At 55.5% G+C, this 25,715-nt stretch carries 22 protein-coding genes and 1 pseudogene; 17 read left to right on the forward strand and 6 right to left on the reverse strand.

The features are described from left to right. Positions 1–352: 352 nt before the first annotated feature. Genes ACPOL_RS20540 through ACPOL_RS20550 form a run of 3 tightly spaced genes read left to right on the forward strand, consistent with a single transcriptional unit; the run spans position 353 to position 3,275 of the window. On the forward strand, positions 353–1,117 hold the full coding sequence (locus ACPOL_RS20540; protein WP_236656921.1) for an MlaE family ABC transporter permease: 765 nt from the start codon (positions 353–355) through the stop codon (positions 1,115–1,117). Next, entirely contained in the window at positions 1,114–1,893 is a 780-nt protein-coding gene (locus tag ACPOL_RS20545) for an ABC transporter ATP-binding protein (protein WP_236656922.1), read from the forward strand. The genes ACPOL_RS20540 and ACPOL_RS20545 overlap by 4 nt, the downstream gene beginning before the upstream one ends. After that, complete coding sequence (locus ACPOL_RS20550) at positions 1,890–3,275, forward strand: MlaD family protein (protein ID WP_161557470.1); 1,386 nt, start codon at positions 1,890–1,892, stop codon at positions 3,273–3,275. Before ACPOL_RS20545 ends, ACPOL_RS20550 begins: the two co-directional genes overlap by 4 nt. Positions 3,276–3,604: 329 nt before the next feature. Here the strand turns inward: ACPOL_RS20550 and ACPOL_RS34945 are convergent, their stop codons facing one another. Beyond that, entirely contained in the window at positions 3,605–4,252 is a 648-nt protein-coding gene (locus ACPOL_RS34945; protein ID WP_114208711.1) for a VOC family protein, read from the reverse strand. 471 nt (positions 4,253–4,723) lie between these two features. On the opposite strand from ACPOL_RS34945, the gene ltrA reads away from it, so the two are divergent. Then, positions 4,724–6,283, forward strand: a complete 1,560-nt coding sequence (ltrA, locus tag ACPOL_RS20560; protein WP_236656923.1) for a group II intron reverse transcriptase/maturase — start codon at positions 4,724–4,726, stop codon at positions 6,281–6,283. A gap of 198 nt (positions 6,284–6,481) precedes the next feature. On the opposite strand, the gene ACPOL_RS20565 is transcribed toward ltrA, so the two are convergent. From ACPOL_RS20565 to ACPOL_RS20575, 3 genes are all read right to left on the reverse strand, one after another. Then, on the reverse strand, positions 6,482–7,720 hold the full coding sequence (locus ACPOL_RS20565) for an ankyrin repeat domain-containing protein (RefSeq protein ID WP_114208712.1): 1,239 nt from the start codon (positions 7,718–7,720) through the stop codon (positions 6,482–6,484). Positions 7,721–8,338: 618 nt separating this feature from the next. Next, positions 8,339–9,256 carry a hypothetical protein gene (locus ACPOL_RS20570; protein WP_161557471.1) on the reverse strand — a complete coding sequence of 306 codons (918 nt, stop codon included), beginning with the start codon at positions 9,254–9,256 and terminating at the stop codon, positions 8,339–8,341. After that, positions 9,232–9,801, reverse strand: a complete 570-nt coding sequence (locus ACPOL_RS20575; protein ID WP_161557472.1) for a PadR family transcriptional regulator — start codon at positions 9,799–9,801, stop codon at positions 9,232–9,234. Before ACPOL_RS20575 ends, ACPOL_RS20570 begins: the two co-directional genes overlap by 25 nt. A gap of 617 nt (positions 9,802–10,418) precedes the next feature. Here ACPOL_RS20575 and ACPOL_RS20585 point away from each other — a divergent pair. Beyond that, positions 10,419–11,480, forward strand: a complete 1,062-nt coding sequence (locus ACPOL_RS20585; protein ID WP_114205765.1) for an IS110 family RNA-guided transposase — start codon at positions 10,419–10,421, stop codon at positions 11,478–11,480. Between the two features lie 546 nt (positions 11,481–12,026). Here ACPOL_RS20585 and ACPOL_RS20590 read toward each other — a convergent pair. Further along, a complete protein-coding gene (locus ACPOL_RS20590; RefSeq protein WP_114208716.1) occupies positions 12,027–12,245 on the reverse strand; it encodes a hypothetical protein in 219 nt (72 codons plus the stop codon). Between the two features lie 163 nt (positions 12,246–12,408). Here ACPOL_RS20590 and ACPOL_RS20595 point away from each other — a divergent pair, with 163 nt between their 5' ends. After that, complete coding sequence (locus ACPOL_RS20595) at positions 12,409–12,630, forward strand: helix-turn-helix domain-containing protein (protein ID WP_114208717.1); 222 nt, start codon at positions 12,409–12,411, stop codon at positions 12,628–12,630. Between the two features lie 30 nt (positions 12,631–12,660). Here ACPOL_RS20595 and ACPOL_RS20600 read toward each other — a convergent pair whose 3' ends face one another. After that, positions 12,661–12,906 (reverse strand): hypothetical protein, encoded by a 246-nt coding sequence (locus ACPOL_RS20600; protein ID WP_236656924.1) that lies wholly within the window; start codon positions 12,904–12,906, stop codon positions 12,661–12,663. 121 nt (positions 12,907–13,027) lie between these two features. On the opposite strand from ACPOL_RS20600, the gene ACPOL_RS20605 reads away from it, so the two are divergent. The 11 genes and pseudogenes from ACPOL_RS20605 (at position 13,028) to ACPOL_RS20650 (ending at position 25,665) form a co-directional block, all read left to right on the forward strand. Further along, positions 13,028–13,255, forward strand: a complete 228-nt coding sequence (locus tag ACPOL_RS20605; protein WP_114208719.1) for a hypothetical protein — start codon at positions 13,028–13,030, stop codon at positions 13,253–13,255. 2 nt (positions 13,256–13,257) lie between these two features. Next, positions 13,258–13,977, forward strand: coding sequence for an SOS response-associated peptidase (locus tag ACPOL_RS20610; protein ID WP_114208720.1), 720 nt, complete (start codon positions 13,258–13,260; stop codon positions 13,975–13,977). 260 nt (positions 13,978–14,237) lie between these two features. Further along, the gene (locus ACPOL_RS20615; protein WP_114208721.1) at positions 14,238–14,777 is read left to right on the forward strand and encodes a metallophosphoesterase family protein; all 540 of its coding nucleotides are present in this window, start codon (positions 14,238–14,240) and stop codon (positions 14,775–14,777) included. A gap of 509 nt (positions 14,778–15,286) precedes the next feature. Further along, positions 15,287–15,499 carry a hypothetical protein gene (locus ACPOL_RS33215; protein ID WP_150133078.1) on the forward strand — a complete coding sequence of 71 codons (213 nt, stop codon included), beginning with the start codon at positions 15,287–15,289 and terminating at the stop codon, positions 15,497–15,499. Between the two features lie 198 nt (positions 15,500–15,697). Beyond that, complete coding sequence (locus ACPOL_RS20625; RefSeq protein WP_161557473.1) at positions 15,698–16,564, forward strand: GTPase-associated system all-helical protein GASH; 867 nt, start codon at positions 15,698–15,700, stop codon at positions 16,562–16,564. 5 nt (positions 16,565–16,569) lie between these two features. Further along, a complete protein-coding gene (locus ACPOL_RS20630) occupies positions 16,570–17,445 on the forward strand; it encodes a TRAFAC clade GTPase domain-containing protein (RefSeq protein WP_114208724.1) in 876 nt (291 codons plus the stop codon). Beyond that, positions 17,438–18,322 carry a TRAFAC clade GTPase domain-containing protein gene (locus ACPOL_RS20635; RefSeq protein WP_114208725.1) on the forward strand — a complete coding sequence of 295 codons (885 nt, stop codon included), beginning with the start codon at positions 17,438–17,440 and terminating at the stop codon, positions 18,320–18,322. Before ACPOL_RS20630 ends, ACPOL_RS20635 begins: the two co-directional genes overlap by 8 nt. Then, positions 18,319–18,582, forward strand: a pseudogene (locus ACPOL_RS36440) (GAP1-N1 domain-containing protein); the annotation flags it as partial. The gene ACPOL_RS20635 and the pseudogene ACPOL_RS36440, both read left to right, overlap by 4 nt. A gap of 138 nt (positions 18,583–18,720) precedes the next feature. Beyond that, positions 18,721–20,304: a hypothetical protein gene (locus ACPOL_RS20640; RefSeq protein WP_150133079.1), complete on the forward strand. Its 1,584-nt coding sequence runs from the start codon at positions 18,721–18,723 to the stop codon at positions 20,302–20,304. A gap of 382 nt (positions 20,305–20,686) precedes the next feature. Beyond that, the gene (locus ACPOL_RS20645; protein ID WP_161557474.1) at positions 20,687–25,183 is read left to right on the forward strand and encodes an AAA domain-containing protein; all 4,497 of its coding nucleotides are present in this window, start codon (positions 20,687–20,689) and stop codon (positions 25,181–25,183) included. Continuing rightward, positions 25,180–25,665, forward strand: a complete 486-nt coding sequence (locus tag ACPOL_RS20650) for a hypothetical protein (RefSeq protein WP_114208728.1) — start codon at positions 25,180–25,182, stop codon at positions 25,663–25,665. The genes ACPOL_RS20645 and ACPOL_RS20650 overlap by 4 nt, the downstream gene beginning before the upstream one ends. Positions 25,666–25,715: the final 50 nt, after the last annotated feature.

The following is a 25,715-nucleotide window of genomic DNA, read 5'->3' on the forward strand; positions in this document are numbered from 1 at the left end:
ATACTGAAGGATTTGTAATCATGACCACAAGTGCATTCGGCGCATTTGTTGGCTGCTGCGCCTTTTTCGATCTCTGCCTGCTCGGCAGTAGTCAGATCCTGAGCGAAATTCCGCAGTCATTCCTGCTGTCGTCAACTCTAAGATCAAGCTCCGCAGGTGTACCGGATTGCTCATCAAATCGCGCGGCATTAGCCGAACATGGAAGACGATGACTTGAAAGCGAAGCCGTGCTCATGCATCCATGGGGAAGATGCTTCCTTCGATCGAGAGACGCCGTGTTCTGTGCCAACCTGAGTATCGTGCTGTTGGAAGTTCCGCTAGGGACTCGTTCCGACCGCGCATGGTTTTGTGCATGATCGCCCGCTTTTTTGAGCTTTTTGGCAAAATTACGCTGTTCGGGCTTGCCGCCATCCGCGATGTCTTCCGGCCCCCGTTTGAGTTGTTCTATTTCCTGCAGCAGCTCTACGAAATCGGTGTCGGTTCACTTTTGCTTATCCTCACCTCCGGCTTCGCGCTCGGCGTAGTTATGACGCTTCATACCCGCGGCACCCTTATCCAGTTCGGGGCAGAGTCCGAGATTCCGACGTTTCAGGCCATGTCTTTCCTCAATGAGATTGGCCCGCTCGTCGCCGCGCTCCTCATCGCCGGTCGAGTCGGGGCAGGCATCGGCGCACAACTCGCCAATATGCGGGCCACCGAGCAGATCGACGCAATCGAAACCCTTTCTATCGACTCCTTCAAGTTTCTCGTTGTCACTCGCATTGTCGCCTGCACCCTCATGCTGCCGATCCTTACTGTTTTCATGGACGCCGCCGGCATCCTCGGCGGCTTCGCATCAGAGCGGGTGGTCTCACACCTTAGCTTTCGACTTTACTTCAGCCGTGCCTTCGATGGCATCGCCATCGCTAACTTGATCCCACCCACACTCAAAACTGCCGTTTTTGGCTTCCTCATCGGCACCATCTCCTGCTTTTTCGGATACACCACCGATGAAGGTTCCGATGGTGTTCGCCGGGCCTCCACCAGCAGTGTCGTCGTTTCCTCACTGGCCGTCATCCTTGCCGATGTCATCCTGGTCAAGCTCATCTTCTTCATATTCCCGGACCAGGCGATATGAAAAAAGAGCACAAAGACCAGGTTCAGCCCGATCCGAATATGCCCGCGATTGCCTTCTCTCAGGTCCATAAGGGCTTCGACAGCCGCAAGGTGCTTGACGATATTTCCTTCTCCATCGTCACGGGTGAGACCATCTGCATCCTTGGCCGTAGCGGTACCGGGAAAAGCGTCGCCCTTCGCCTCATGATTGGTCTGATGAAGGCCGATAGTGGCACGGTGACGGTCATGGGAGAAGACGTGGCCACACTCGATGCCGTGGGCCTTTCTCATATGCGCCGCAGAATGGGTTTTCTGTTTCAGAGCGGAGCCCTTTTTGATTCTTTTTCCGTCCGCGACAATCTGGCGCTTCCGTTGCGGCGCTTGAATAAGGAGAAATCCGAAGGCGAGATCAAGGACGCCGTCGAGGAAGCGCTCCAACAAGTCGGACTTGAAGAAGAGGGCGAAAAGATGCCCTCCGCTCTTTCAGGGGGTATGCAGAAACGCGCCGGTCTCGCACGCGCTCTCGTTCTTCAGCCACAGATCCTGCTCATCGACGAACCCAGTAGCGGCCTTGATCGCATCACCGCCTGTGAGATCAACGACCTCCTGCTTAAAATCAAAACTGAGCGCCACACCACCATGGCGATCGTCACCCACGATATCTACGGCGCGCGACGCATCGGAGACAAGTTCGTCGTGCTTGATGAAACCAAACTGCTTGCCTTCGGCACGCCGAAAGAGCTTGACGAGCGGCATGACCATCGTCTGAATCAATTCATCTCGGAGGCCGGGCGGTGAATCAACGCAATCTATGGGTCGGCATTCTCGTCGCGGTCGCCATCGTCCTCTTCGGCACGGGTCTCTTCTTAATAGGGAGTCAGCATCGAGCCTTTCGCCACCACGTCGTTTTCTACAGCGATCTCGCCAATGTCGATGGCATCGGCAAGGGTGCCAAGGTGCGCGTCAACGGCATGGACGCAGGAGAAGTCGAAAATATCTCCATTCCCTCCCGGCCGTCGCAGAAGTTCCGTATCAAGCTCAAGCTGGATGAGCGTCTTCATGGCCTCATTCGCGAGGATTCCCTCGTATCCATAGAGACGGAGGGCCTCGTCGGTGACAAGTTCCTCCTCGTGCGCAGCGGCACAGATCAGTCCCCCGAGGCTCCTGCGAGCTTCACTCTGCCAAGCAAAGAGCCGTTTGAGATCGGCAAGATGCTCGATAAGGCCGACGGCCTTATCGCGCAAATGGGCGGCACCATCACGCAGGTCAATGGCACCATTGCCGACGTCCAGGGCCACCTCGATGGCGCTCTCGGCGCGGTCACCACCACGGTCAACAACACGAACGGCATCGTAACCGACATCCGCCACGGCAAAGGTACCGCTGGCGTCCTGCTCGAAGACCCCGCTACCGCGGCAAACGTCCGCCATATCGTCACCAACACCCAACAGGTGACCCAGAGCCTCCAAGCTACTGCGGAGCAGGTCAACGGTATCGTGCAAGACGTCCAGCAACGCCAACTCGTCGCGAAGATCGATGACACCATCAATAGTGCAAAGAGCGCTTCACAGCAACTCGATCAGGCTTCGCGTCACGTCAATACGACGCTGCAGACTGCGCTCGGTCCAGACCAGTACGGGAGAGACGGCGGCGTCAACTTGCGTCAGTCCCTCACTAACGTCAACGATGCCAGTGGCAATCTTGCCGACGATACAGAGGCCCTCAAGCATGAGTTCTTCTTCAGGGGTTTCTTTAAGAGTCGCGGCTATGACAATCTGGACCAGATTCCGGTTCAGCCCTACCGCAACCGGAAGATATTCCGCAAGCTCTCGGAAGACCGGCAGTGGATTGACGCCCCGGCCCTGTTCACAGAAAACCCGGACGGGACCGAGACCCTTTCCGCCGCCGGTCGCCTGCAGTTGGACAACGACGCCGCCCGCATTGACGGGCTGCACGACTCACCGCTCATCGTGGAAGGTTATGCTGACGCCGGTACCCCAGCGGATCAGCTCATTGGCTCACGCGAGCGCGCTGCGCTCGTTCGCACCTACCTGCAGCATCGTTTTCAGATCGCACCAAAAAATACCGGCATTATCGGTCTAAGTGCCACACCGCCTAGAGCCGCCGGTAAATCCACCTGGAACGGCATCTGCCTAGTCCACCTCAGCAAGTCCAAGTAGCCTGTGGCGTAGATCGCTGGCGTACGTAAATGTCCGTTTCGTCCGCACCCCACCCCCGAGTAGGGCACTTCTATCCGGCGTTAAGACGATCACTATACAGAATCAGTCTTATCAGACGTAACCTGTTTAGAATCATATAGTTATCTGACCGCCGATTGACCTGGGGTGAAGCGGCCTCTACCTACCGTCCAGTTGTAGAAAATCTTCGAACTTTCGCTCGACGAGTGCAATGGCCTGTTCTCGCCAGTCGAGATCGGCATTGGTAAACACAATGCGACTTGTCGGGAGTTATCTTCTGGGTTGACGCCCCGACCTGCATATCGGGCCGCCTAGTCGGCGGGTCCTGCAAAGAGAATCAGGTTGCCGTCCAGATCCGCAACAACAAAGGTTCTGCTGCCCCACGGTTCCTTCTTCAATGCTTGTTGAAATGGAACTTCTGCGCCCTTGAAGTCTAAGAACAACTGCTTGATTTCGCTCGCCGTGGCAACTGTGATTGAAGCGGAGAGCAAACCTTCCCGCTTGCGAACGTCACCAACAAAAACGGGTTCAAAAACTAGCCGCAAGTTCAATCGGGCGTTGTCGCGACTAAGCTGCCCATAGAATGGCGGATCGCCGTAGACGAATTCCACTTTGAAGCCAAGCTTCTCTGTGTAGAAGTCGCATGATCGTTGAAAATTCGCAACGAAGAGTTGCGCTTCGATGAAGGCGAAAATAGGAAGGGACGGTGTCTGCTTAGGTGTATCGCTCATGGGATCTGCTCCTGATATGAGCGCCTGCCACTTGTCGAATCCCTCTTGTCGCGCAACAAGCTCCTGGGCATCCGCGAGCTTGAAACCTGATTCCAGTATTTCCAAGTCTCCCATCGAACTGAATCGAGGCAGCGTGGACCTGATCTGAGCCGCGACGGGGTAATACCGTTCACGGTGCCAGCGCAGATACTGTTTGGCTTGCTTCTTAAGGTTGTCGATGTTCGGCATAGGCGCAACTTCGCTCGAAGATCGTAGGTAGGCGTTGCCTTTTCGATCTACCGTTGCGCCCTACGCAGCACTATTAGTTTCGCTTTGAAGCGCTTCGTTGTCAATCCATATACTCGTGGGCCGGAGTGAGAAGCGAAAGTCCCTTAAACGCATTTGTCGGAATTGATGACTCTCGGTTGAGCTAAATCGCCGATGTAGTGCGCCGGGATAAACCGGCATGAAGCAGGGAATGCAAGAGTCCTACGAGAAAGGAGTAGCGAACCGCTCGGCCCCGAGTTTTGCGTTGCGCACCGCGAGGTGCTCGGCGAAGCGTAAACAGGGGTACAGGTGGGCTGGGTATTGAGCTTCGAAAAGATGCAATCAGGACGCTGACGCTTTTGCATTGGCGGAAGGCAACACGGGAGGGAGCGATATCGCGAGTTCCTGACCGATCCTGCGTAGTCGTAGACCCCAGACACGCCTGGAAGCTTCATGCACGAGAACCGGGAGACCTCGGAGGCTCCTGCTGGCAACAGTAGCAGGACGGCGGGTAAAGGCTCAGGCCGTAAGGCCCGCATGAACGTCCCCGAGGAGTCGGACAGCGGCGTATTACCTATGAATCATTCGAACAAAATCGAGCAGTCGATGGCGGAGAGTGAGGAGGGAAGGCCGCTGATCAAGGAGAACATCCATCAGTCCAGCACGCGCCCGACACAGAGCGGGGCACGCGTGTCACAGGGGCTGGCGGGTGTGCGGAAAGCAGCAAGGGAACACAAGGAGAGGAAGTTCACCACTCTGCTTCACCACGTCACAGTCGATCTGCTAAGGGACAGCTTCGGTTCTCTGAAGCGCAAGGCTGCACCCGGCGTGGATGGGATGACGTGGCAGGAGTATGAAGCTGGGCTGGAGGGTCGGCTTGCCGATCTGCACAGCCGGGTGCATCGCGGCGCGTATCGGGCGCTTCCATCGAGAAGGGTTTACATCGAGAAAGGCGACGGACGGAAACGTCCGCTCGGGATCGCGGCAGTGGAGGACAAGATCGTCCAGCACGCAGTGGTCACCATCCTCAACCAGATTTATGAGGAGGACTTCCTCGGCTTCTCGTACGGTTTTCGTCCGGGACGCAGCCAGCATAAGGCGCTGGATGCGTTGTTTTATGCGCTCGTGAAGAGGAAGGTGAACTACGTACTTGATGCCGACATCCAGGGCTTCTTCGATAACCTCGACAAAGCGTGGATGATCAAGTTCGTCGAGCATCGCGTCGCCGACCGACGCATCCTGCGCCTGATCCAGAAATGGCTCAAGGCCGGGGTGATGGAGGACGGGAAATGGTCGGACACGGAGACAGGTACTCCGCAGGGGTCGGTGATCTCACCGCTCCTTGCCAACATCTATCTCCACTATGTGTTCGATCTCTGGGTGGACGTCTGGCGCAAGAAGTGTGCGCGAGGCGAGGTGATCGTTCTCCGCTATGCGGACGACATCGTCCTCGGCTTCCAGTGGGGTACGGACGCAGACCGTTTCCGCAAGAGCTTGGAAGAACGGCTGGGGAAGTTCAGACTGGAGCTGCACCCGGAAAAGACGCGCCGGATCGAATTCGGGCGGTATGCCGAACAGAACCGGAAACGAAGAGGAGAAGGCAAGCCGGAGACCTTCGACTTCCTTGGCTTCACGCATATCAGCGGGAAGAATGGGAACGGGTCTTATGCCGTGCGGCGCATGACGATCCGCAAGCGCATGCGAAAGAAGCTGCAAGAGATCAAGCAGCAACTCAGGATGCGCATGCATGATCCCGTGCCTGAGACCGGCGCGTGGCTCAGGTCAGTTGTACAGGGGTACTTCCACTACTACGCTGTGCCCGGAAATCTCGATAGCCTCGGGCTTTTCCGGGAACGCGTGCTCCGCTACTGGGGGCAAGCGCTGAAGCGCCGTAGTCAGAGACACCGGTACGCCTGGGCGCGTCGTCTCAAACTGGCCGCACAATGGCTTCCTACACCTCGCGTGATGCATCCTTGGCCCCTTGACCGCTTCGCCGCCACTCATCCGAGATAGGAGCCGCATGCGCTAAGGAGCGCTCGTGCGGATCTGTGCGGGGGGCGATCAGTAATGATCGTCCCTACCGCGACCGTTTCGAGCAAAGATCGATCTGGAAACGTGCATCGGCCTGAAGTCACCACTTGAGCGTCAAACGGTATACACAACCCAAGTCGACACCCACCGAGACTTCTTGGTGGATTCGAAGGGCGTTCGTCAGTCCGAATCTTTCGAGTTGGGATGATTTCTCAACAGCGCGACAGCTTGGTTGCCTGATTCCGGGAAGCGCTCGGCATATTCGAGCGCACTCCCCTCAAACACTTCGTCAAGGCGTTCGTAGTGACCGGGTATGCGGCAGCGCACGCTAAGGTCCGCTCCTTTTTCTAATAGCAGCCGCACAACTGCAAGACCGCGGTCGCCACCCTGCGTAGCAGCGTGGAATATCGGTGTTTGTCCTCCGATCCCATCCGCGTCTATCAAAGCAGTCTCATTGACGCCGGCACCGGAATCGATCAGTAATCGGGCGACATCAGCGTGCCCGAATTCCGCTGCGACGTGTAGCAACGTGGCGCCTTTCAAGGTCAGCATTCTCCCGCCGGTAGTCCCGATATCAAGGGACGGATACCTCTTCTGCAAGATTGACCGATCCTCATGAATCAGTTCGCTCACCATCTGGACATCACCACGAATGGCGGCGAGGACACCCAGCTCGTCGTACTTGGAGGTGCCTCCGGCATCTTGCAAAAGTTTGATCGATTCGTTCAGAGCATCCGAGCTTCGGACATAGGTCCCCAGGAGGCTGTCCAGGGCAGTTCCCGGATGTGCCTTGCCCATACGCTGCCATCGTGATGCTGTGCCACAATCGGGGTCCGCGCCATGCTGTAGAAGCCAGCTCAGGGATGTCGGATCGATGACCTCGCACGGGGCGTACAGGATGGGAAAACAATCGTGCCAGGCTGCATTCACATCCGCTCCGTGGCTCACGAGAAGCGCCATCATAGATGTTCGCGAACCACTGAGGCTCGCCCTCATCAGTGGCCCGTCTCCTCCCTCATGAACGTCGCATCCACTGCTGATCAGCCACTCCACGAGTTTCAGCCGTTCCTTCGTCGGTTCTCCATATCCGCGGCATTCGGCAGCCCAGCTCAACGGCCCATCGCCTCCATAGCCGATTGGCGCGATTCTCAGCTCCGGGTGTTTTGACAGCAACTTTCGAACTTCGGGCAGATCGTCGCCATCAATCGCTCCCTTCAGTGCGCCCGCCAGTGTTAGCGAAAGAACGTGGGCCTTCAGCTTTGGCCAACTCTGAAAGCCGTACAGGCATGCCGTTTCAAATAGCGCCGATGCGAGCGAAGGCGCCGAGCCGCTTCTGAGGAGATCCTTGGCTTGATCTCTCAGGTGACGGAGGTTGGGGTTTGCAGGAAGTGTGAGCGCGGGGGGACGGGAATCTGACATGCGAACTCCTTTCAAATGCCCGATGTTCGCTTTAGCGGGCTGAAAGAAGTTGCGCTAGGTCGGTCAAGCAAAGGTGGGCTTCTACCCTGTCCGCGAACCGGATGCGTCCTTCACGCTGGCTGAATGCTATACCTCCGTGGGCGTCGGTTCAAGCAAAGCCCCGCGTCGGGGATTTGACTCTACGGAATTCACTCGATCGGCGGATGAGTGCATCGGCCATCTCGTTAGCTCGAGTCCTCGGTTGCCGCTAAATCGCCGAGTCTCTTTGAGCCGCGGAGGGAAGGGTTGTCGCTTGTCTAGATAACTTAGTTGAAAAGCATGCCTTACAAAGTGCGCGTGCGATCTGGAGGAAGATATGCGCCTCCATCTCGAGCTTCGATGTTGAAGGTCTCAACCTTCAGTTCGAATTGATTGTGAACGAGCACGCGGTTGAAGAAAACCGTGGCATACGACGGCTAGGACCACGGAGCCGCGACGTAGTTCCAGCCGGAAATTCTCAAATGGTTTTTGTTTCATCCCTCCACCGTGTGACACATAGCGTGTCATGCATACTACGTATCAGAAGGTATTGAAGGTCACGCGATCAGTTTGGCTTTTTTTTGAGCTGGGCGGGTTTGGCTACTTGGATTTTTCTGCCAACAGAAAGATTTGCCTTCGGATGTGGTATCGCTGCGGAGCACCGCAATTCAATAGCGCAGCATCATCGCAGTCTCTTCCAAGCACGTCGACCGGATTATCCATTTTCGCCGACAGGATCCGTCCGGATGGCAAGGATAGCCTGATCGCAACCTCAAAGGTTTCCTTGCCGACCTCCGCCGAGTATTTGCCCTGAGCCGTTTTTTCGACCTCGACCCAATTGTTGGGATGATCGCCTACGGGAGCGACCATCCATCTTGCTGGAAACTGAATTTGCGCTTGCACGGGGGGAACGTGGCGAATGAGCAGTGTTGCTTCATGGGCGGTTTGATCCATCTCCGTTAGGGTGATATCGAAGTCGATAGAGTCCTGACCGAAAACTGTATAGGTTCCGTCAGCCCATGAGCTGGGTGTTCCGTGCTTTACATAGATGTGGTCTCCAGTTCGAAGGAGATTCTTTTGCCTCATCGCAAGCTGCACGTCGGCGTAGAAGGTGAGTAGGTCTGTGATCGGCCCGATCAAAATGGGTTGAACCTTGCTGAGGTCGGGCACGGACAGCGTGTACTCGGGCGAAAGCGACAGATCTTCTCGGAACTGCAGGCTGGTAGGTGTCAGCGGAACTGTCTGCCCATTGACGAGCAAACCGGTCCAAGCGAAATTTTCGACGAGAGGCCCTGAGGGCTTTCGCTCGACCCGTGCATTCGCTTGAGCCTCATAACGAATCGTTCTCATATGCCCCGCGTTGATGGCCTTCATCTGGTAGGAGATCGTCTCGCCCTCAACATAGTTTCGTGTAAGGGTTACGTCTCGGTCAGGGTTTATCGTCTGGCACTCGATGAGCCAGGGATCTAATAGAACCAGACCAGCTACGATGATCATTCTCCAACCGTTTGCAAGCATTTTGTCGTTCCTCCATAAACGCTGATGGCATGAGCCACCCATTGAGATTGCGCTTTGTAGCCGCGCCAGCCGCTCTCCAATGCCAATTGTCCTGATCTCGATAGAGAGCTTGACTCAGCTGTTACGTAGCTCGCGAGCAAGGGTATGTACGCGTTCAACTCTCGTTGGAATGAGCGAAGGAACCGGAGTGTGGCAGTTTCTCCGAGTACACCGTCCATAAAAGCAAACTTGAGCATGAGGGTATCCATGTGGCTGGTCACATCCGCTCGTTCAACAGGGCTTCTCAGCCATGCTTTCAGTGCCGCCACCCCTCCGGGAGTGATTTGCAGAGGCTTGCGTCGCCGCTTGCTCGGTCGGACGACCTGATCTTCGATAATCAACTGCCGCTCTTCCAGGCGTCGCAATGCTGGATAAATCGCGCCAGGGCTGTCACTGAATCTGCCCAGAGGCGTCTCGGTGAATATTTTCCGCAGATCGTACCCAGAGCTTGCTTTGCCGTGCAGCAGTCCGAGCAGAGCGTAACCAAGCAGTGTAATCGACTGCATAGTACGCATCGTACTATAAACCTACTGCGTTCTGCGTTGAAGAGCCATATTCCAGCTTATCTAGCAGAGTTGGCTGATCGCGAGACTGATGAAGCGAGGGATGACGAAACACCGTTGGGAGCCGCTTTTTGAAAGAACCTTCGTCGCTGGCAACGTTCCGTGTCTTAGCACCACAAAGTCTGTTCGCGTCAGCTGTGATCTCGATAAGTACAAAATCGCCAAAGCACTCATCGACAACGATCACGACGAACGCTTGCTTGCGAGTACGGCCCATTGCGCTGATCGATATGGCTGTAAAACCAGCGTCGCCCGGGCGGAAGGCAGGCCATGGAAATGACAGAGTATGGAAAGCATGGAAAGCCAAGAAGCCGGCTTCCCACCCTTGTATGTTGCGTTCAGAGGCGTGACGATAGGTTACGTTTCGGCGGAGAGGCCGTTCCCACCCGAGGCCAGCCTTGCTGAGCCTGATGCGAAGATCGGCCGCCGTCCCTCTCTTTTTATGCTGTGGAGAATCGGAGGCCTTTGGAGCCTGCATGTTCAAGGTCAGCAGAAAGAGGAAGCCCGTGGACGCGGACAGGGACGGCTGCTGAAGCCCATCCTAGTGCCGAAGGAGGTCTATGAGCAAGCAGATCGTTGCTCTTGGTAAGCCCGCAGTTTCAACCGAGAAATACCCAGATCGCCAAGTGAAGAAGTTGTTTTGCGGTATTGATATAGGCGCGGAAACTCTGGCGATTGCAGTGATGGAGGTGGACCATCCGTGGGTGCAACGCGAGTTTGCCAACACCGTTGCGGGACACAAGGCGCTGCTCAACTGGCTGGGAAAGATGAAGGCGCCGGTGCGGGTATCGCTGGAGGCCACCGGCATTTATTCGATGGACCTGGCCTTGGCCCTGGATGCGACCGAGTTTGTGGAGGTAGCGGTGCTGAACCCAAAAAGGGTTCACGACTTTGCGCGGACACTTCGCCGGTCCAAAACGGACTCAGCAGATGCTCAGGTGCTGGCAGAGTTCAGTCTGCGCATGCCCTTTGCAGCCTGGCAAAAGCCCAGTCAAAGCGCCCTCGCTCTGCGCGCCATCAGCCGGCATCTGGAGGCGTTGGTGGTCCAGCAAAGGCGGGAAGGTAATCGCCTGCACGCCGCCGAAAGATCGTTAGCCACGCCGCGCTGTGTGATCGCGGACCTGAAGCGTTCGCTGGCCGGAGTTGACCGGCGCATCGTGAAGCTGCGCCGTGAGGCCCTGACGTTGATCGCCGCTGATGCCCACTTGAGCCAGCGTTTCAGGCTGTTAACAAGCGTTCCGGGCATCGCGGCCGTCAGCGCGTTGCAGATCCTGGGCGAACTGGTCCTGCTGGCCCCAGACATGAAGGTGCGTCAATGGGTCGCGCGCAGCGGGCTCGATCCGGTACACCAAGACTCTGGCACTTCGGTGCATAAACCATCGCGCATCAGTCGCGCTGGCAGTCGCCACCTGCGCCGGGCGCTTTATATGCCGGCTCTGGCCGCAGTGCGTTGGGACCCACATCTAAAGGCGTTCTATGAAGCCTTGCTTGCGCGGCACAAACGCAAACTGCAGGCACTGATCGCGGTCGCTCGCAAACTGCTTCACGCCATCTACGGCATCTTCGGCAGCCAAACTCCCTACGACGGAAGCAAGCTCTTCCCGCATCTGCTGACCATATAAACGCTACAATCGCCTCATCAAGTGAAACGGAAGCGGGCTCTGCTGGGAAGCAACCATGCCGAGGGATAACTTGGTGGGCTCATCCCGACGATGAACCAACAGCCGAGCGGGGATATCCTCGCTCGGCCCAGACAGGCATCGGAGGGAAAGACCCACCATGCCTTGAAAATCCATTCCATCCCCACCGAAAATGCTTGCACTACAAGAGAGAATCTTCCCACACTCTTTGGAAATCCCTTCGGGATTCCCACATTCCCACGACCTCGACGACTGGATATATGTTTCCGTGTCCGCTCAACTCGAACCATAGCCAACGCAAGGGGCTTGTAACGGATGTCTCAGGTCCACAGCGTAACGGATGTTCCGGTACACTCACCCCTTAGCGAGGCTTGTCTTCCTTACTGCGCGCGTAGCGCGGGACTGGCAGGGGCCGGCGTTGCGGGCAGGAACAGGCCCGCTGAGGTGGGTGTCGCAGGACGCAGAGCGGCCGCAGACAGGGAGGAGCCGTCCTCCCTATTCAGTCATCAGTTTTGGGCTTTGAGGAAATCAGATTGCAACTGGATAAGAGGTGTAATCTTTCAAAATCTGCGGCTCGCCACCCTGGTCATGGATGCATTTCGCTTCGATTGAGACCTTGGTGTTGAGGCGGGCAGAGAAGGTGGTGTCATCGGTGAACTCGATGTGAACTTCTGGTCCGGAGCTGCCGTCTTCGTAGATGTGACAGGCGCGGATGACTTTACCGGCAAGTTCTTTGCATTCAATCATGGTTTTCGTGGAAGGGTTTACACACAATACGGTAACGCAAAACCTTAGTGGAATCGCTGTGATTTTGAGAGAATGTTGCGCCGATGGTCTGGCTACCAACGGTCGCAGAATATCACACTCATCGTGTGTAGACTCATAGTGGTCAAGCGCCAAGCATGAGGGAGTGCCTAAAGCTTCGGTTAAGACCATCTTCGGGACGGCTTTACGCTCCTTGCGAGAGGAACGCGGCTATTCCCAGGAGCATCTTGCAGAGCGAGCTGGTCTGCACCGAAACTACGTGGGCGGAGTTGAACGCGGGGAGCGAAACATAGCCCTGGAGAACATCGTGAAACTGGCGCAGGCGCTGTCAGTTCGAGCGAAGGATCTGTTCGACGCCCTGCCCTGAGTCGTCACGCCGTCCGAGTGGGGTTCGGCGCTACTCGGCAAGATCTTCGTCGTAAACGCCATCGAAGATCGGCTCTTTCTTACCCGGAAAGATACCCTCATGCTTCTTTATCAATTCATGCATGACCCGGAGTGTGATCCGCGCGGCGTAGCTGATCTCGCGGTCCAATTCGGTATCGACATCAGAAAAGTTGGGGTCGCTTCCGGCCTTCGCCGCCCATTTAGCGGTCCTGATCGCCACAATCAGCGCGGTTGCGATAAGAATGGACGGGCCCATCTTCGGCCAGTCGATTTTCCACTGGGTTCCCACCTGTTTCATTGCGTCAGTATAGGCGAAGATTAGGCGAATATGTCACAATGATGGAGCCGCGCGCTGTGCGCACCTGCTCGGAGATGTCATGGCTCGAAAAGGGATCTCGCGTGAAGACCCAATTGTCCAGGTTTTCTTTCCCTGTGACATTGGCACGCGATTGCTCGAAGAGTTTGCCGCCGCGCGCCCTGAGGACTACACGTTCCTTGAACCGAAGGACTTCAACGATCTGAGGAGCTCGGCTTTTGCTGGTATCCCCGAATGGGACGCTTTCGCGGACCACGTGCAACAATGCATCCGTTGCGGTGAGGTGTAGCCATGTGCGGACGATACGTGCGACGTACTGACAAGCAGAAGATAGCGGAATGGTTCAAGGCCAAGAACGACACGGCAAATCTGCCAATGCCAGACGCGGATTACAACATCGCGCCGACGACGCATCAGCCGATAATTCGTCAGAGCAAGGAAACGAACGAGCGCGAGATGGTCTTAGCCCGTTGGGGTTTGGTGCCGTTCTTCACAAAGGAGCTATCGGACATCAAGGGACTGACGACGATCAACGCACGGTCTGAGACCATCGCGACAGCGAAAACTTGGCGAGAGCCAATGAAAAAGCGGCGTTGCATCATCCCAGCAAGCGCGTTTTATGAGTGGCCGAAGGAGGGAAAGCCGCCTAAGCAGCCGTATGCTATCGAGGTTTCCAGCGGCAACCTGTTCGCGTTCGCAGGTTTGTGGGACGCATGGAAAGACAAAGACGGCCACTGGCTGCAATCGTTCGCGATTGTCACAACTGACGCTAACGAACTCATGTCCCGCATACATCCGCGTATGCCCGTCATCCTTCACGCACGAGATTATGACCGATGGCTAGACCGCGAAGAGACCGAACGGCTTCCATTGGATTTGCTCAAACCATATGAGTCTGAAGAGATGGAGATGTACGAAGCCAATCCGAAGGTCGGCAACTTCCGCAACAACGGGCCTGAGATGCTGCAAAAAGCTCTCGACGCGGCGGAGTCTGGAACGCTACCCATCTGATCGACAAGGGGTCTTGTGACGCGTGAAGACGAGGGTTGTAGGCGTCTTCAAGCAGAGGAAGGATTAAACGATGAAGGCGATCAGAAGGTCTGTGATTTTCCCGCCGACGAGGCCTAAGTATCTCTATAACGGAGGTTTACCGCTTTGTTTCCAGCCTGCTCCTCTGTGGCGGAGGATGATAAGCTGAGACGTGGCACGGCGCGGTCTCCAACGGGCTCTAGGAAGGTGAATCCGACGACGACACTCTGGGAGCAGAAGGAATGCCGGACACGATTTCGTTCTTACATCTTTCGGATATTCACTTTACCAAAGGCACCAGCAATGTCAGTTCCTTTGATATTGATCGGATTGTTCGGAACGAACTTGTCCGTGACGCCGCTAATTTACTTCCGGCGGTTCAGCCCCTGACAGGAATCATCGTTTCCGGTGACATAGCATTTGCTGGTAAACCGGACGAATTCAAGACCGGAATTGATTGGCTAGCAGAACTCTCTGCCAAGCTCAACTGCGATCCAAGTTTGGTCTGGTGCGTACCTGGCAACCATGATGTTGACCGCAATGTGATACGTGAACACACAGGTATCACTCCCATCCAAAACGAAATCCGCGTATCAACGGACCTTAACGCGTGCATGAAGAGGCACCTGACAGCGGCGATGCTGCAGTGCTTTTCGAGCCTCTCAGAGCCTATAACGACAGCATTGGTCAAAGATTTGAATGTGCATCAGTTCCAGCAAAGCCGTGGTGGGAATTCGATCTTGGCCTCAATGACGGATCAACACTTAGGCTACGAGGTCTAAACAGCTCAATCATCTCCGGCGACAACGACAAAGAACACACCTGCCTGCTTTGTCTTGGCCCCGCTCAGTACGAGTACATGCGCGAAGATGACGTGACCTACCTCACGATTTGCCATCATCCTCCTGATTGGCTCGTGGATGGAGCAGAAGCCCGGACAGCACTGAAGGCCTATTCGAAGGTCATTCTCACAGGGCATAAGCATTTCCACGAAGAAGAGGAAGTGAATGGGACTCTCTGGCTCAGTTCTGGGGCCGTACATCCTTCCCGAGCTGAACAAAAGTGGGAACCAACGTACTACTACCTCAGGTTTGAAGTAGAGGACACTGATTGTCAAAGGCTCCTAATAGTGGATGTCTTTCGGCGCATCTGGAACGACTCTTCGAAGATGTTCGTGCGTCCCGCGGGTCAGCAAGAAGATTTCAAGACATACAAGCTGCCTCTTTCGAAGAGGCAAAAAACAGGCGAGAGTGTAACACTAGTCACCCAACCTTCTACTGGAGGTGTCGAAGTGTCATTGAACAGGAAAAAACTTCTCTATGCGTTCGTGGCATTGCCGTACCACACCCGGCTTTCGATCATGGAACAACTGAAACTGATTGACGAAGACAATCGCGGACTTCCGGATAACGAACGGTTCGCATCCTGCTTTGATCGAGCAGAGAAACAAAACCGCCTGAACGATGTGTGGGACTTGGTTGAGTCAAGGCAAGCGACTTCTTAGGAGAATATTGTGCACGAATTATTTCCGAATTGGATGAACAAGGTATCACCGCAGATTGATGAGGCGCGTTTGACGGCGCGTTGGAACGCTGCAAAGAAGGTCGCCGACGAAGCGAATGAGGCGGGCATACTGGCACTTGCCGAACAAGCACTCAATCTCAGTTCCGCTGCAACTGAGACGGTACGCGTTTCAGCACGCTTGGCGGACACTACCTATGTCTCAGAAGATGATGCACTTGAGCTGTCCGCTCTGGCAGCGGGAGCTCTTGCGTCACTCATGACCACCAATTCCCGCAAGGGGGAGACAGCAGCGGCATCAGTTCGAGCGGGCCTGTTCGGCCGTTCGAGTAGTAAAGGGATGACCCAAGATCTCCGCCGTTTGGCGGACGCCGCAATCCAGCGAATCTCCGAAGAGGACCGTAAAGACGCAGTGGTACCAACTTGGGCAGGAAAGGCGATCACTGATGTTACCGGCAAGCAAGCGGTTGTCGTCGATTTGTCCACAACCCACACGTTGGTTCTTGATGCCGCGCAAGCAACGATCAATTCGGTGAAGGCACAATTCCAGAAGTTCACCGACGCTTTGTCTAAAATGAGCTCCCTGCAAAAAGAATCATCCGACCTCGCATATCTGCTTGTGTCGCAATACTCCTTCGTCGCAGGGAAAGTCATTTCATCTATGAGCGCAAGTGATGCTGCTTTTTGTTCGAGTAGAGACCTTTTCAACGCAACACAGTTCACATCGACGCTTCCCGCATTCGAGGCCTCGCTCGCGATGCTCTTGAGGCCAGCGAAGTTGTCTAAGAAGGCCGTTACGCTATCGCAGGCTGTTAGTGGTCTCGACGGGGAAATCCGCCAGGCAATCATAAGTAATTCGGTTGTCTTTCCTAAAATTCTCCCGCTTCATTTTGCCGTCCTCAAGTGCCAAGAAGTCTCAGGAGGGGAGACGTGGGCTCCGGCCTTCGAGACAGTTACAGGTTTGAAGAGTAGCCTCTCGCAGACCCCTGAAGAGCTTGCCGCTCAGTTTTATCTCGAATCGATATTGATCTGGCATCTGGAAGGCTAAGAACGATGATTAAGTTGCATCCGGGATTGGCACTGAAGGCGGATGATGTCTATCAGATTTGCCGTGGAGGCGACACGAAAATTGTCGCGCTCATGGGGACGATCGGTTGCGGGAAAACGACGTTGATAGCGGGGATTTTTCAAGCTTTTCTCGAGGGGAGTGTTGCCGGATATAGCTTCCGAAGGTCAGACACGCTGGTGGCTTTCGAAGAGAAGTGCTTTAACTCGCGCACATCTTCGGAGAGCTCAGTCGCTTCAATGCCCCGGACTTCGGGGCAGGTAGGTGCGGAGTTCTATCATTTGGAGGTCGTTCGAGATGCGGACCGATCCATCCACCGAATCTTGCTTCTGGATTTATCGGGTGAGGTATACGAAGGGGCGATGCACGTCGAAGACGATGCGGCCAAGCTCACAGTTCTTCGCGACGTAAGCCTCCTTGTTCAATTGATCGACGGCAAGAAGTTGTCCTCGGGCGCGACACGCGAAAAGGTCTATTCGGATGCAAAAGGGCTTCTGCGTCGTCTGTTCGAAGTGAACTCGATCACCGCTCAGACGCCGTTGCAGGTGGTTGTCTCAAAAGTAGATCAACTCGTGGGCGATGACACTTCGCAGCGAGCGCTTGAAGCTGTGCGCGCGACGGTCGCCAGCCGGTTTGCCAAAGAGAGTCAAAGACCACATTTTGAGATTCGTGAAATAGCAGCCAGCCCGGCGCAGGAGACGACGGTCCCGATGAGATTTGGTGTGAATGGCTTACTGAGCTCATGGCTTGCAGACGAGGAATCTGCCATGCCGGCTTTGCCCAAGCTCAAAGTGTCTGGTGACCGATTGCAGCATCGGCTCGGCGAAGTCTGGATGCCAGAAAGGTTCGAAGCAAGTGAGTAATTCCGCGGAAAAGGGCATACTGCTGGTGGGTCTACCAAAGGCTGGCAAGACCACATTCGTTGCTGCGTTGTGGCATGTCCTCAACTCCGAGGAGATCACGGATTCTCTGCGTCTGAGCGTTCTAGGCGGTGACGACACATATTTAAATCAGATTCGGGACGAGTGGCTGAACTACCAAGAAGTCATTCGGACTACACAGCAGAATGAAGCGATTCCGACGATGCATCTTGTCGACAAAAGCGGCCAGCTGAAGTGTGCGTTGAGCGTGCCAGATCTCTCAGGTGAGACCTATGTTAGCCAGTGGTTGGACCGGGAGTGGTCCGACAAATTCGCGGCTGCAGCAAGGGGCGCATCGGGAATACTTGTTTTTATTCATCCAAATCAGCCCTTGGAAGCTCCAGAGATTACAACAACGATGCGGATGCTTGCGCCGTTCCCGGAAGAAGAATCTTCCTCCGAAGACCCTGTGGATGAAGCAGTCTGGGACCCAGAAAGGGCAGCGGGAATCGTTCAGTTGGTTGAGGTGTTGCAGTTCTTGCAAAAAAATCTTCACCGACCCCTGAGGATCGCAGTGATGGTATCTGCTTGGGATCTCATTAAGGCGCGTTACGCGACGCCGCAGGAGTTCATTCGCACACGCACTCCGCTCTTGGAGCAATACATGCGGACGAACGGCGACACGCTGAATTTTACGGTCTTTGGGGTCAGCGCCCTGGGCGGAGACCTAGAAAGCAAAACGGACACTGATCGCTTGCAAAATGAGACAGCATGCGCATCAGATCGCATCGAAGTCGTTCCCTCCACGGCGGAAAACCTCCATGACATAACTCGTCCATTGCGGTGGGCTTTATCGTGGCCAGAAGGCGAGTCCGCATGAGGCTCGAACAGGCACTTTTCGGATACAAAGGTGGCCATCGGCGCATCTCTAGTTCGATTTCGTTTCAACCCGGAGATGAACGATTTCTCGTACGTATGACGGACCTGTCGGGCTCGCGGTCAGTGCCCGGATTCGAAAATTACGTGAGTGGGTATGCGCTTCCATCGAAGTCTGGATATGTGTTTGCAAAGACCTGGAATGCACCTGAGTGTGAGCGCCCGGGCTGTGTCTGGACGCACGTGATGTTGGTCGGGTCGGGAGATTGGCGTGGACTCACTCCTGCCGGTATATCCGAATCGTTCCATCGCCCCGCTGCTGAGAAGCTTGGATTCGATTCATATTCCAACTGTTTGGTAGTTGGAACTGAGCCTGGCGACGAGCGCTTACCGAAACTAGAAATGAGAGAAAACATCGTCCGTGCGCTTTACTCCGATGATCGTCCCATCATCATCTCTGAGTCCGAGGAGCGAACACAACTCAGTTTGTTTTTGATGAGTTTGGTGATGCAGCGTCCACTCGCGACGAGGCTGTCTCTCTCCTTCTGCACAGGAGCTCTGAGCTATCTAGAAGCTAACTCTGTCCCAATCCGCATTCAAGCCATGCCATCGCGAATTGCGCGGATGGTCAGGGACGAAGTTCATCTTCTTCATGGTGAGGAAGAGCCTCTTGTATCAGAGTGGGCAAAGTGGCTCGTGAAGGACCTAAAACGAAAAGACATCGTTCTCGAGGAGCTTTTCGCTCCCTTTGATAACACAAGCCAGACGTATGAAGAGCCGGAGTCGGTTGCGATCATTCGCAAGCTCTCCGAAGCCCGCGTTTTATTTCAATGCGCTCACGATGGGAGTCAGACAGCCGAAGATGTGTTGCGTGGAGTGACCACGCTTTTTCCTGATGGCGAGACACAAGTCCCGTTTAAAAACGCTCTTGTTGGGGAGCTTGCGAAGACCTCATCTCAGAGAAATTCTCTGGTTAGAGTTCTGTTTGATTCGGAGGAGATTGCTTTTGCACTACAGGAATCAAAATCTTCACTGCTTTCGGTCGCTTCGCTTCTTGCGAAGCAGGACCCAACGCTGGCTCTGAACCTATTGAATGATGTGCTCTTTCGGCCTTACAAGAATAAGGTCCAACAAGACTTGGTCCACTTTCTGCTATCCGAGATCCAACTCTTAGCGGCTGAGCCGACGCGCCCATTAGAGACGCAGGTGCTATTTGCCATTGCTCGTGAACAGAAGGAGCTGATCTCGCGCCCAGGGTTCTGGCTATTACAGCGGTCTTTTGACGAATCGATTGAGCTCGCGGAAACTCTGGCCGAAGACTTAGACGACGAGCTTGTCCTGGCAGGCTTACTCGCTGCTGGTAGATTCGATCTGCTTGTTCGGATACTCAGAATGAGAGGCGCGCAAGGTGCGAGAGAGGCACTTAGTTTAGCGAGGAGCTTAAAACTCAACGATTCGAGTGAGTACCAGAAAGTGCTAGCTTTGCGTGGCGAAGTGTTAGATTTCGCGCAAACACTTGCTTGGGGGGAAGCATATTCCATGCGACCTTTGAACGAAGCGCAGCTATTCATTCTTGCGAGTTCAAGTGTTGAGCCGCACCGCCTTGTTGCGCTGGCGCCCGATATCTCGATCTGGTTAAATGCGTTGAGCGCGCTCCCATCAGAACCGCAAAGGATGTTTGCAATCGCCGTATTCCTGGCCTGCGGAGAAGAATTTGCAGAAGGGTGGAGACTGCTGAGAAAGTCCTTTGATGTTATTCATCAATCGACAGGTTCGAAAACGATTCCATCTGAGTGGTGGGGGCTCGTCAAGTCGCGGCTCCCCACGCTAGCTGTTTGGGAAAAGTGGGATAAGTGTGAGCGATTACGCAGGGGGGCCGTGGACTCAATCCTTCGAGCAGGATTACCTGAGTCGATGGTTGAACAGGTTTCCCAAGATCGAACCCTGCAGCAGCGGCTCAGAGAGATCTATAGGAACCGCCGATAGATCGAGCGATTTGACAACCGCCAGATCTCGAGCAGTCCCTCAGGCGGGACCGGAGTGGTGATGGTTGAGCAATGCCGCACATGAGGCATTGCTGCGCTCAAATGTTGGTTATTTACGAGCCGCTATTGAAGTCCAAATCGTCTACTCTTTGGCTCCTCTACGAGCTTTAAGTGGAGCGAACGCAAAGTCTAGAAGGGCATTCCACGATAAGATTTCAACTGGACCCCGACATGGATTACAGCTAGGTCGTTTCGCGCTTCGGAACGCGATTTGAAGCACCAGAGGGTGCCCGATGCTCCGGCGTTGGGTTGGGAACGGGACCGAATAGAGGAGTAGTGTTGAGCGTGCTGTCGGCAAATTCGAGGGTGGTCAGAGTCTTCAATTGCAGCGCGAGCTGGGGGTGCGTATGACGCCTGAAGCGCCCCTGGTCCTTGACCTCCTTACATATATCGAACAAGTCGAAAAGCTCAAAGCAAAACCCGCCTTTACGGTGCCGACCGATTTCTTCCTCGCCAATCAGCACGACCTAAAGGGTCTGCCTGAATTGCAGTTCAATGTCCAAGACGCGGGCGGTGACATCTGGCTCCGCATTCCGCGTCTCCATGAAATCGCGCCGCCGCCGCCCGATGCAACGCTTGTTGCATGGGTCACTCTGCCCAAAGTGCCGACGAAGCTGCCTGACCTCAAAACCCAGATTGAAATTCACAATGGCAAGCAATTCGTCCGCACGGAGCGCTTGGAAGAGCGCCCCGAAGTCTCTGAGTTGTTCGCTTGGTATGTCGAAAACCAGTGGAAGCCCTGGGCCGCTGCGGAAGCGCCGAGGCGTCAGACCATCAAGCGCTACAACGAGATGTTTTCGTTGCAGCAGACGATTTCGACCGAAGGCTCTGAGACGCAACTGGAACTGGTTTGGGGTCTGGGTTATGCAGTCTGGAAGAAGGAGGGCGCGGGGCCCGCGCTCAAGCACCCGCTGATAACCCAGTCTTGCGAAATCACCCTGAACGAAAGCAATTTCGATCTGGAGATTCGCCCGCGCGAGGTTGACCCGCGCATTGAACTAGATACCTACACGGCAATGGAATTGCCGGGAGTGCGCCAACTTGAAATTTTCTGGAAGTCCTCCTTAGAGAACGGCGCGAACCGGCCCAATCCATTCGAGGCGTCCACCTATGAAGGCGCACTCAAGGCCGCTGTCGGTCATCTCGACCCCACGGGTGAATACGTCGTCCTCACCGACGATCCGACGCCGCCGGCAGCCGGCGACAAACTCAAAATTACCAATAGCTGGGTTGTCTTCGCACGGCGGCGCTCAAGCGGCATTTTTCTGGAAGATGTCGCCCGTCTTAAAAAGAGCGTCGAAAAGGCCACCAAGCTTCCGGCTGTCGTCCGAGATTTTGTGGAGCGTGGTGATCACGAAATCAAAGAACCGGTGATGCAAAGCTACCGGGGTCTGTCATCCAGCGAAGGCGACCATACCGCGTCTGAGCTGTATTTCCCGATGGCTTATAACGATGAGCAAGTCTCCATCGTGCAGAAATTGCAATACGGCAATGGCGTTGTCGTGCAAGGGCCACCGGGCACGGGCAAAACGCACACAATCGCGAACATCATTTCGCACTACCTCGCGCAAGGGTTGCGCGTCCTGGTCACGTCCAAGGGCGAGAGCGCCTTGAACGAAGTCATCGGGAAACTGCCGGAGCGCATTCGCCCGCTTTGCGTCGGCTTGCTATCGAACGAGAGTGACGGGATGCGGAAGTTTGAGCATTCCATCCAGACGATTGCGGCGAACATTTCCGGCATGAACGCGGCGCGGGCACACGCGGAAATCACCGCCCTGCAAGACAAGCTCAATCAACTTCACGGCAAAATCTCGAATGTCGACCGGCAGGTTGCGCACTACGCATCGCAGCACATGAGGAACTACACCTTCCAAGGCCGGGAAGTGACGCCGGAAGAAATGGCAAAGCTGGTGTTGGCCCAAGCCGACGATCACCAGTGGATGGATGACGATCTCCCGGAAGACGATGTGGCGATACTCTTTAGCGAGGCGGACGTAAATGCCTTGCGGCAGGCGCGTATTAAAGTCGGCAAAGATATTGTTTATCTCAACTGCTCGGTTCCGCCCGTGGACGCCTTTCCGGGCTGGGCAGTTTTGAGCGAACTGCACCGCGATCTTTCGCGGTCGAAATCAATCGAAGCCGATATTGCTTTGGGCTCGGTCATACCGCTCAAGGATGCAACATTCGAGACATTCGAGGCCGGTAAGGGCTTGATGGAGTTTCTTGACCGCCGTCAGGCGCTGCAAAAGAAACTCGCGCAGTCGAGCACTCCCATTCTCGAAGCTATCTCAACGCATCTCGGCAATATGCGGGCCGATGATCTGCTGCTGTCGGCCCTACTGCAATCCTGCGCCGATGTCCGCGCTTTGGAGACGCGGCGTAAGGATTTGCTCACCAAGGCGGTCTCAGTGCCGCAGGATGCCGAAGCGAACCTGGACTTTTTGGAGGCAGTTCAACGGTTGCGCACCGGCAAGAGTGCCTTTGCGTTGCCGTTTGGCAAGGGTGAAGCCCGCAAGCTCGTGGCGGCGGTGACTGTCGTCGGCTCTGCGCCGTCCACATCCGCCGATTGGGAGTTGGTCGAAGAAGCGCTGCGATGGCGGGCGGATGCGAAGAAGACAATCGCCAAGTGGAATTCGGTAGCCGCTGAATTCGGGATTGAAGCCCAGACGGGTGCACTCGATCTTGCCTGCCGGTCGATGACACAACTGCAAGAGTTCGTCCAAGACACACACGCGCTTGCGTTTGACTACGACGCCAAGCTCCGGGATGAAACGGAAAAGGTCTTTGACACCCGGTCGGCGGAAACGCTGCTTGAAAAAGGCGAGGGCACTGTTGTTGCGATCCGCGAATCCCTTCATGCGCATGTCGATAAGGGTCGTTTGTCCTATGCCATGAATCGGTTGGGCGAGGTAGTGGGCAAGCTCACCGGCCGCAACGGCCAAGTCGTCGATGCGTTGCGGTCATTCCTGACGGAAGTCATTGGCAAGCAAGAGCAGGAAGATTCCACACTGCACAACCTCTGGCTTTCCCTGCAGACCGAATTGACCCGGGTGAATAGCTTGCGGCCCGGGCTTGATGACATTCTGCGCGTATCGGCCCTGATTGAAGCTGGCGGCGCAAAGAAGTGGGCGCATCGTATTCGCACCGAACCTGCCGAGAGTGACAACGATCCGGTCGTTTTGGCGACGTGGCGCGAGGCTTGGAATTGGCGTTGCGCCGTCATGTTCCTAGAGAAGATCGACGGTCACGCGAAGCTGCGCGAACTGTTCGGCCATCGCAAGATAATGACGACGATTTTGGCGAGAACCTATCAAGACCTGGTCGCCGAAAAGACTTGGCTCGGGGTCTACAACAATTCGCCAACGGCGATTCAGCAAGCTTTGCAAGCCTATTTGAATTCCATTCAGGCGATGGGAGCGGGGACAGGTGTCCGTGCCGTTCGCCATCGCCGCAGTGCCCGCGAGGCAATGAAGCTGGCTTATAAGGCGGTACCTTGCTGGGTGTTGCCGGAATGGCGCATTTCGGAAACACTGCCGCCCGACCTTGGCTTGTTTGACCTGGTTATCATTGACGAAGCCTCTCAGTCGGATATCTGGGCTTTGCCCGCGCTATTGCGCGGTGAAAAGCTCCTGGTCGTTGGCGACCATAAGCAAGTCTCGCCGTCTGCCATCGGCGTCCCGGAAGAGAAGATCAAAGAGCTTCGCGACCGCTTCCTTACCAATCAGCCCTTCGGTTCTGAGATGACACCGGACAAGTCGATATATGACTTGGCGCGCGTTGTCTTCGCGGGTAGCTCGGTCATGCTGCGCGAACACTTCCGCTGCGTCCCGGCCATCATCGAATACTCGAACCGCGAATTCTATGAAGGCGACATCAAGCCCCTCCGTTTGCCAAAGGCAAACGAACGTCTCGACCCGCCTTTGATCGACGTGTTTGTCAAAGGTGGATATCGCCAGACGGATGTGAACCAGGCGGAAGCCAAGGCCATCGTCGATGAAATCGACTTAATCTTGGCCGACCCTGACCTTGCTGGTCGGTCTATCGGTGTTGTCACGCTGCTTGGCACCGCGCAGGCCGCGCATATTCAAGCGCTCGTTGGCGACCGTATCTCGCCGGTCGATGTCATTAGCCGTCAAATCGCGGTCGGGCCGCCGCCTGTCTTCCAAGGGCGTGAGCGGGACATCATGCTTGTCTCAATGGTCTTAGGTCCGAATGAGCGCGGCGCGGCCAATCGCGCCGATATGAAGCAGCGCTACAACGTAGCGATGTCTAGGGCACGTGACCGCATGTATCTGTTCCGCTCCGTCGAAAGCAACGCTTTCGGGGAAGACACCTTAAACGGTCGTCTAATCCGGCATTTCAAAGAACCGTTCCGGATTGACGGGCGAAGCTCCCAGCTTCTCCGCGATCGCTGCGAGTCCGGCTTTGAGTTCGATATGTTCGACGAACTAGTGAAACGCGGCTACCGCGTCGAGCCGCAGGTTCGCTGCGGTGCTTTTAAGATTGATTTTGTTGTCGAAGGGCGGGAGGGTCGTCGCTTGGCTATCGAGTGCGACGGCGACCGTTTCCACGGGCCCGGCCAATGGTCGGACGACATGGCCCGTCAACGCGTCTTGGAGCGGGCGGGCTGGACATTCTGGCGTTGCTTCGCCTCAAGCTGGGCGCGTCGCCGAGATGAAGTGGTCGGCGATCTTTTGCAAACCCTCGACTCCTTGGGCATTGAACCGTTGGGCTCCGAAGCGGTCGATAACACTGTGTGGGTTCACTACAAGGAAGTCGACCCGTTCCAAATTGAGGAGCCACTTGCAGAAACGCTATGAGCCGTCCTCTGATTCAAAAACGCATTGATGAACTCGAAGCGATGTTCGACGCCGAAAAAGGCGATCCCGACGCATTGCGGCTGTTAGAAAACGAACTGGCCTTCCGCTCTGTGCCCCGCGCGACAACGCTCTTAAATAAGGTGAAGCGCGTCCTCGCCGGTGGCACGGTTGCTGAAGCAAAGCAAGATGAATTATTCGCGCACAGACCACCGGTCGCCGTGCAAGTTCCTCTGATGCCAATCAAACCAACATCCTCGCCGAAGCCGGTCATTTCCATGACCATTGACGAAGCGCTCAAGGTTTTGAAGGTCACCGCCAGCACCGGTTGGGAAGCGGTCGAGCAAAGCCGCCGGGACGCAGTTGAACGTGCCCGACCGGACAGGCTGACGTCACTCAGTGAAACAAAGCGCCGTACGTTGCGAGAAGACGCCCGAAGCGCAAACGCGGCATACCTCGTAATGCTGCAAGCCAGAAAAGCCTAAACGCGATTACTGTCCGCGAGCCTCGCGGCCAAGAACATGGGAGCAAAGGA

The organism is Acidisarcina polymorpha (assembly GCF_003330725.1).
Classification (GTDB): domain Bacteria; phylum Acidobacteriota; class Terriglobia; order Terriglobales; family Acidobacteriaceae; genus Acidisarcina; species Acidisarcina polymorpha.